The sequence below is a fragment of the Micromonospora sp. NPDC050686 genome, assembly GCF_040654475.1.
Classification (GTDB): Bacteria; Actinomycetota; Actinomycetes; order Mycobacteriales; family Micromonosporaceae; genus Micromonospora.
Genome location: NZ_JBFAID010000025.1, coordinates 73,113 through 80,907, shown reverse-complemented (window position 1 = coordinate 80,907; position 7,795 = coordinate 73,113). Strand labels below are relative to the sequence as shown.

Here is a 7,795-nt window from a genome sequence, read left to right as displayed (position 1 = left end):
GGAGGGACACGCACCAACGGACCGGAACAGGCTGCCCCGCGCAGCCCACCGACACCAGGGCGTGAACACGATCAGCACACCCACCACCGGCCACCGGCCGAAAGGAGCAGCACTGGGCGCCGGATTCCATCTCCACGCCCACGCCACCCCACCCAGGTGGGAAACGATCCCGGAAAACTCAATACAACTCAGGATCGCTTAGCTGATCAGAGACGCTGCCGCTGCTGTCTCTGCGATGCATGGACTGCCGGTCGGAGTCGGCCACCACCGGCGAGGGCAGGTTCCGCGTCAACGCCAACGGCAAGCTGCTGGACGTGTGGCTGCTGGTCCGCTGCATGTCCTTGCGATCGGACGATCAAGCTCACCGTGCGCGAGCGAACGCCGGTGAGTTCGTTCGACCCGGCCGAGCTCCACGGCCATCACATCAACGATCCGGAACTGGTGGCGTCCCGGCTGATGGACCCGCTGCTCGCCCGGCGCAACCACTTCACCTTGGACTGGACGGGGGCCTGGCGGCTGGACGCCCCGTCACCACGGCTCGACGAGGCGTGGCCGGTGCAGATGGAGGTCGTCTTCGAGGATCCGGTGCCGGTACGCCCGGAACGGCTCATCGCGCACGGGCTCGGCCTCAGCAGGAACGAGGCGCTGCGCCGGATCAAGTGCGACATTCCGTTGCGCCGTCCGACGAGCGCCGGATTCACCTTCACGGTGACGGCCGGCAACTAGCGGACGGGTGGCCGGGTGGCAGGACGCGCCGCCCGGCCACCCGTCCTCCACCGGGTGTCGGTAAGAACCGCGACCACATATGCGGGGTCGGCACGCTGACTCCGCCGAGGGTGGACACGCGTGATGGATCTGCTCCTGGACCTCGGCGAGGCGGGGGAAGCGGCTACGGGGCTTGCCGGAAGGCATTGGGCCAACCTGGACTGTCCCGATCGCGGGTTGCCCTGCTGATGTTGGCAGACTGATCCCATGACACGTCTGACCGCCGAGATAGTGGTCGATGGTCGTGACCCGCAGACCCCGGCGCTCGCCCCGAACGGGCGTCTGCTCTGCTACGTCCTCGCTCCCACCAGCCGGACCGGTGAGCATCTCGACACCGAACTCTGGCTCGTCGACACCGATGGCGCCGTCGCGTCGCGCCGGGCGACCGCCGACACCGCAACCGAGTCCCGGCCACGCTGGTCGGCCGACTCGGCGACGCTGTTCTTCCTGTCCGACCGCGCCCACCGCGGCACGCCGCAGCTGCACAGGCTCACCGTCGCCGGCGCCACAGTGACCGCGTTGACCAGCTGGCGCACCGGCATCATCGACCACCTGCCACTCGCCGACCCCAACCTGGTCGCTCTGCTCGCCGAGGATGAACCCACCGAGCAGGACACGCGCCGTACCCGGGACCGCGACGACGCCATCGTCGTCGGCGAGTGCGAGCCGCGTGCCCGGTTGCGCCTGCTCGACCTGCGCACCGGCCGGATCACCACCCCGGATGTGCTCGGCGACCGGCACGTCGTGGAACTGCGGCAACGGCCCGACGGCGGCCCGCTCGCCGTGCTCACCCAGGCCAGCGCCGACAGCGATTACGGCCCCCGCACCGGCCAGCTGCACCTGTTCGACCCCACGACCGGTATCGCCGAGGACCTCGGATCGGTCGAGGTCGACGCCCGCTCGCTGGCCTGGTGGCCGGCCGAGGACGGTTGGCACCTCGGTTACCTCGCGCTCACCCCGCCGGTTATGCAGGCCGGCACCGCCGTGTTCGACCTGACCATCGGCAGCCGCGTCCGGCGCAACCGCACCGCTGGTCTCTCGATGTGCCCGACCGAACTGTGTCAGACCGATGCCGCCCCACTGGTCGTGTTCGCCGACGGGTTGAACACGGCTTTGGCCCGGCTCTGTCCCACCGGCCCCACGACTCTGTCGCAGCGCCAAGGACGCCTCGACCACCTCACCACCACCCCCACCGGCGAGCAGATCGCGGCACTGACCGGAACCCGTTACCAACCCTCGAACGTCTACCTCGGTCCGCCAACCGGGCCGCTGCGAAGGATCACCGACGCCCGCCCGGAACTGGACGGCATCGCCCTCGGCACGCAACAAACGCTGGCCTACCGCGCCGCCGACGGCCTCGACCTGGACGGCTTGCTCGTACTGCCGGTCGGACGAACTGCATCCGAGGGCCCGTTCCCGCTGGTCACCATCGTGCACGGGGGCCCGTACGATCGCTACGCCGACCGTTGCCAGTTGTTCTGGTCCCCCAGCGCGCAGTGGTTGGCCGCCGCCGGCTATGCGGTGTTCCTGCCCAACCCGCGCGGTGGCCAGGGCCACGGCCACGAGTTCGCCGCCAGCGTCGCCGGCCGGGTCGGTCAGCAGGAGTGGACCGACATCCAGACCGGGATCGACCTGCTCATCGCCCAAGGCATCGCCGACCCCCACCGGCTGGGCATCGCCGGCTGGAGCCACGGCGGCTTCATGTCCGCCTGGGCCATCGGCCGGACCGGCCGGTTCCGCGCCGCGCTGGTCGGCGCCGGCGTCGTCGACTGGGGCATGCTCGCCGCGACCGGGGAGAACGGCCAGTTCGAAGCCGCGCTCGGTGGCAGCACCGGCTGGTCCGGCATCGGCCCGCACCCGCATGACGCGGTCAGCCCGATCTCCTTCGCCAGCCACATCCGCACTCCGGTGCTCATTCTGCACGGCGCCGAGGACACCAACGTTCCCCTCGGGCAGGCCGTGTACCTCCACCGGGCACTGCGCCACTTCGGCGTCGAGCACGAGTTCGTGATCTACCCGAGAGAGGGCCACTCGATCCGGGAACGCCACCATCAACTCGACGTCCTGCACCGGACCCGCGCCTGGTTTGATCGCTGGCTCCGGCCGTGACCGGGGGCACGTGGACCAGATGTCGTTGTTTCCCAACCGGTCGTCACTGACCTGAGCTGACTTCACGACCCCCAGGCGGATCTCATGCTGAGAAACACCCCCGCCTGACGAGCGCGGCATCTGCTCGGGCCCGCTCGTCGTGTCGTTCGAGAACTCGCCAACCCCTCGCGCCGCGCCGCAGCTGATTCGCCAACTCGGCTGCGAAGCGACAACAGCCGGCGTCGGACGGCAGGAGCCTCTCGGCACACCGCTGCACGAATTATCGGGTTACCGGAAATAATATTCCTGCAAATATCCCGGAACAAAACGGACGAAGTGGCGCTACATCATAATGACCGTTCTTGGGCGTAAGGACTCAGGCTGGTGTAGCTTGCTGACGCCTCGCCGTCCCGGGCCCGTCGCCGGTCACTCAGCCATCAGGGAGTAACGCCACAAACACGCGTGCGCGGATACTTCCGGGTCATTCAGCAGACAGCGACCGGCCGTAGCTGGCGCGGGCCTGCGCGACCTGAGCCGCCTGGCGTTCACGCCAGTGCTGCTGCGCCTGGCGGTTGCACTCGCGGCACACCTTGCGGTACCGGCCGGTGCGCGGGTCCAGCTCTCGTTCATGCCCGTTGCGGCACCGGGACCGCTGTGTCCGGCTGCGGCAGTTCTCGCTGTGGGTGAGCTGCCGCAGGTGGCTCGGCTCGATGCAGTCCGGCACGCCGCACCGATGGTGCACATCGAGTTCGGGGTTGTAGCCGCCGACAAAGACGACGTATGCCGCGATATGCGCCCACGCACGTCCCGCGACTTTCTGATGGACGCCTCGCTGGTCGCCGTAGCCGCGCACGATCAGGCACCCGTCGGGCCGCCTGACCGAGCGGTCGATCAGGTACGACCGGAGGGTGTCCTCGGTGAAGTGGCGTGAGAGGCCTCGGATCTGCGACAGCACGTGGTCACCCTAAGATCGAAGTGTGCGGGGGCATCGGTCCGCCTCCGGTGCGGCAGGTCGGGATCGATCCGGACAGTGGCCGAGACGACCGCCTGTTGCCGGCCAACGCCACATCGAGACAGGCGCCGACACCGACCTGCGCCGCGTCGGCCAGGTGTGCGATCAGCAGCAGTCGCCGTCGGATCTCCGGCGTCGGATCGTCGGAGCCCACCGCCGACGGAGGGAGGGCACGGCGAGGGAAACGGGCCGGCGGATCCGGTTCCACCCGTATCCGCATCGGGACGCGTTCGGCCACGTCCAGGTTGAGCTCCTCGGCCAGCAGTGCGGCCGTGTCGCCGAGGACCCGGTACACCCATGGCCGGCGCAGCCTGCCCAGGCGGCTGACCGCCGCCTCGAACCCCGCGTTGTCTGGCACGCCGGCCATCCGCACACCGCTGGCAACGGCGGTCCACAGGTGCTGTTCCGCCCTGTCGGTCGGTGGATACCACACGCTGGTCTCCCTCCTCCGCCCCGTCCCCGGAGCGACTCAATTCGAGCCACTCCGTGGGCACCCCGCCGGGGCGCCGCGGAGGAGGTGGCCGGCACGGGCCCGTAGGAGGGCGAAACCCGTGCCGGCCGCGGTGACCACCCAAATCACCGTCATCCCGCTCGCGGGTGGTCGGGCGGAGCGAGTCCGGCCCGGCGGGCCCGCGGCGGAGTCCTACCGCCTGGGCGATCTTTCACGCCCGTTGGTGTCGCTGGTCGACGTGGCTCGACATTGGACAATGTTATCCCGAATATTGCATTTGTTGCCGCTATATGGCTTCGTGTCGCTGTTCATCTCCCCGCGGTGCTGCCGATCGTTCGCCCCGGCGCCGATCGGATGCTCTCCGGCCGACTGTCCCGCACCGCTGTCCGCCGGTAAGGTGCCCAGGGCCGCAGACGCGGCGGACGCCCCGCGCTGACGTCCTCGACCCAGCCCAGGGCCAGCACCACACCGGTGAGAATCACCAGGGCGATCGCCAGGTAGCCCACCTGGCCGAGCCGCCACACATCGATCTGGTCACCGACGGCGAAGCAGACCGCAATGGCGGCGTTGTGCCAGAGGTAGATGGTCAGGGCCCGGTTGTTCAACGCCGTCACCAGCCGGTCGAGCGGCCGGATCCGAGCCAGCCAGCCCATCGGTGGGGACGTCCGTAGCAGCACCAGGACGAACCCGAGCGACCAGAACGCCTGCGCCACCGGGATGTCGTTGAGGTCGAGGCCCTCCTCGGGATGCGTGGCGAGCCAGCCGAGCGCGATCACCAGGCACATGGCCGCCGCGGCCAGCAGCGACGGCAGCGAGAGTCGCCGCAGCCGGCCGTCGCGGTGCGCGAAACCCACCAGCCAGCAGGCGCCGAACGTCGTCACGTCGGTCAGGACCGACCCAACCGGTCCACCCGGTGACGGGTCGGCCGTCCGCAGCACGACCACGCCGGCCAGCGGTACGAGCACGGACCACGCCGGCCAACGTCGATACATCGCCAGCAGCACGGGGGAGAGCAACACGAACCACAGGTACGCGACCAGGTACCACAGCACCCCGGTCACGTCCGCCGCCCACTCGTTGCCGGGCGGCTGAACCAGCGGAACCACCCAGCTCAAGATCGCCGGCCAGGCGGGCCGGTCGGACCAGCCGTGCCAGATCATCAGGGGCAGCAGCACGATCCCCAACGTCCACAGGGCCGGCAGCAGGCGACGCAGACGGCTGCCGACGGCCCGATCGGGCGACCGGTCCAACGAGGCCGCCATGAGCGAGCCGCCCAGCGCGAACATCACGCCCATGGCGGGGAACGCGAAGCTCAGCCAGGCGGCGCCGAACATGTGGTACACGATGACCCGGCCCAGCGCCATGGCCCGCAGGGCGTCGAACCAGCGGTCCCGAGTCGGGTGCGCGGACCTGCCGACACCCGTCGACGTGGGCGTCCGGACAGGTCCGGCCACAGTGTCGCCGGCGCGCTTGACTCTGCGCCAGCCGAGCCGGGCGCCGGTCACCGCCGTCACGACGGAACGGGCCAGCACCAGGTACATCAACTGGCGGTACGCGAACTGCTGGATCGGCAGGGTGAGCAGCGGGCGCAACGGTTCCCGGTCCAGTCGGAAGGCCACCGCCGCGGTCGCCGCCTGCACGACGAGCATCGCCACCCACGCCAGCACCGTTATCTTCGTGTCCATGAAGAAGAGCCCGTAGACGGCAAGTAGGTCCAGCACCGGGCCGAGCAGGGGGAGCACCACGCCGAAGAGGGCGAGCATGGGCAGGCTGAACCGTCCGAACCGGCCCGATGCGCCACGTTCGAGCGCCGCCCCCCGGTGCTTCCACATCGCCTGGAGGGTGCCGTAGCTCCACCGGCAACGCTGTCGCCACAGATCGCCGAGCGAGGCGGGAACCTCCGTCCAGGCGCGGGCCCGATCCTGGTACACCACCCGCCACCCGGCCCGCAGGATCGCCATCGTGACGTCGGTGTCCTCGGCGAGCGTGTCGCCGCTCATCCCGCCGACACCGGTCAGGGCGCGGTGGCGAAAGGCCCCGATCGCGCCGGGAACCGTCGGGATGCAGCCAAGCCGCTCGTGGAAGCGGCGGTCAAGGTTGAAGCCGATGACGTACTCGATGTGCTGCCACTGGCCGAGCAGCCCCTGCCGGTTGACCACCTTCACGTTTCCGGCCACCGCACCGATCCGGGGATCGGTGAACGGCTCGATCAGCCGCCGGATCGCGTCGGGCTCGAAGATGGTGTCCGCGTCAGCGGTCACGATGATGTCGTGCGACGCGTGCAGAAGCCCGGTGTTGAGGGCGTTCGCCTTGCCGCCGTTGGGTATGCGGAGCACCCGTACGTCGGCGAGGCCGAGCGATTCGACGACGTCTGCGGTACCGTCCGTCGAGCCGTCGTCGACCACGATCACCTCGATGTCCCGGTGGTCGTTGCCCACGATTGACCGAACGGTCGCGGCGATACCGGCCCGCTCGTTGTAGGCGGGCACGATCACCGACACCGGTGCGTCCAGCACTCCCCAGGGCCAGCGGTGCCGCCGTCTGCGTCGGGCGAGCCGGTGGGCGAGCAGGAGCAGCAGCAGCGTGCGGGCCAGGATGAGGATCCCGACCGCGACGAAGAGAACGGCCAAACCGCGCAGGGTGGCATCGGCCAGCAGGATGGCCCAACGCACCGGTGTCGCCTGCCAGCGGTCCACGGTCGAGGCGGGGACCATGCCGACGACGGCTGCCGCGTCCGGCCGCGCCCGGTTCACTCCGTCGCTCACCGTGGTGAAGGTGTAGCCCCGTGCCTGCATCATCGGGATGAACCTGTCCAGTGCCGCCACGGTCTGCGAGCGGTCTCCGCCGGCGTCGTGGAGCAGGACCACCGCGCCCGCTCCCGGCGCCGGCGTCATGCTCCGCAGGATCGCGTCCACGCCGGGTCGAGCCCAGTCCCGGCTGTCGAGGTCGTTCACCACGGTCAGGTAGTCGAGTCCGGCGGCTGCCCGGATCACTGACCAGTTCCGGTCGTCAATGGCGCTGGGCAGCGACGAGTAGGGGAACCGCAATAGGCTCGTCCGTACGCCGGCCGCGTCCACGACCGCCATCTGGGTCTGCGCGTACTCCATTCGTTGCCGCCACGCGGGCAGCTGGCCGAGGTCTGGATGGGTGAAGGTGTGTACACCGAGCTCATGCCCCGCCAAGGCGGTCCGTCGAACGAGATCCCGGTGCCGGGTGACCTGTGAGCCGATCACGAAGAACGTGGCCGCGGCCCGGTGGCGACGCAGGACGTCGAGCACCTGCGGTGTCCAGGCCGGATCAGGCCCGTCGTCGAAGGTGAGTGCGATGGTCTTCGCCGGCAGCCGGTAGGACCGGGGTTGCTCGCCTCGGACGTCGAGGACCGGTCCGCCGTCCAGGATGTCGACCGGAACGGCCAGCTGGCTGTCGGTCTCAGACACGTGATCGGGTTTGAACCCGGCGTTGGCATATGCCTCGACCAG

The 7,795-nt window shown here is 69.7% G+C and carries 5 protein-coding genes; 2 read left to right on the top strand and 3 right to left on the bottom strand.

Going from position 1 to position 7,795, the window contains the following annotated elements:
• The first annotated feature begins 366 nt into the window (after positions 1-366).
• Positions 367-726, top strand: a complete 360-nt coding sequence (locus tag AB0H57_RS18170; RefSeq protein WP_357507787.1) for a DUF1062 domain-containing protein — start codon at positions 367-369, stop codon at positions 724-726.
• 246 nt (positions 727-972) lie between these two features.
• A complete protein-coding gene (locus tag AB0H57_RS18165; protein WP_357507785.1) occupies positions 973-2,874 on the top strand; it encodes a prolyl oligopeptidase family serine peptidase in 1,902 nt (633 codons plus the stop codon).
• A gap of 460 nt (positions 2,875-3,334) precedes the next feature.
• Here the strand turns inward: AB0H57_RS18165 and AB0H57_RS18160 are convergent, their stop codons facing one another.
• The 3 genes from AB0H57_RS18160 to AB0H57_RS18150 form a co-directional block, all read right to left on the bottom strand.
• Positions 3,335-3,808, bottom strand: coding sequence for an HNH endonuclease (locus tag AB0H57_RS18160; protein WP_357507783.1), 474 nt, complete (start codon positions 3,806-3,808; stop codon positions 3,335-3,337).
• 4 nt (positions 3,809-3,812) lie between these two features.
• Entirely contained in the window at positions 3,813-4,298 is a 486-nt protein-coding gene (locus AB0H57_RS18155) for a hypothetical protein (RefSeq protein WP_357507781.1), read from the bottom strand.
• A 326-nt stretch (positions 4,299-4,624) separates the two neighbouring features.
• A complete protein-coding gene (locus AB0H57_RS18150) occupies positions 4,625-7,753 on the bottom strand; it encodes a glycosyltransferase (RefSeq protein WP_357507779.1) in 3,129 nt (1,042 codons plus the stop codon).
• Between the last annotated feature and the right edge of the window lie 42 nt (positions 7,754-7,795).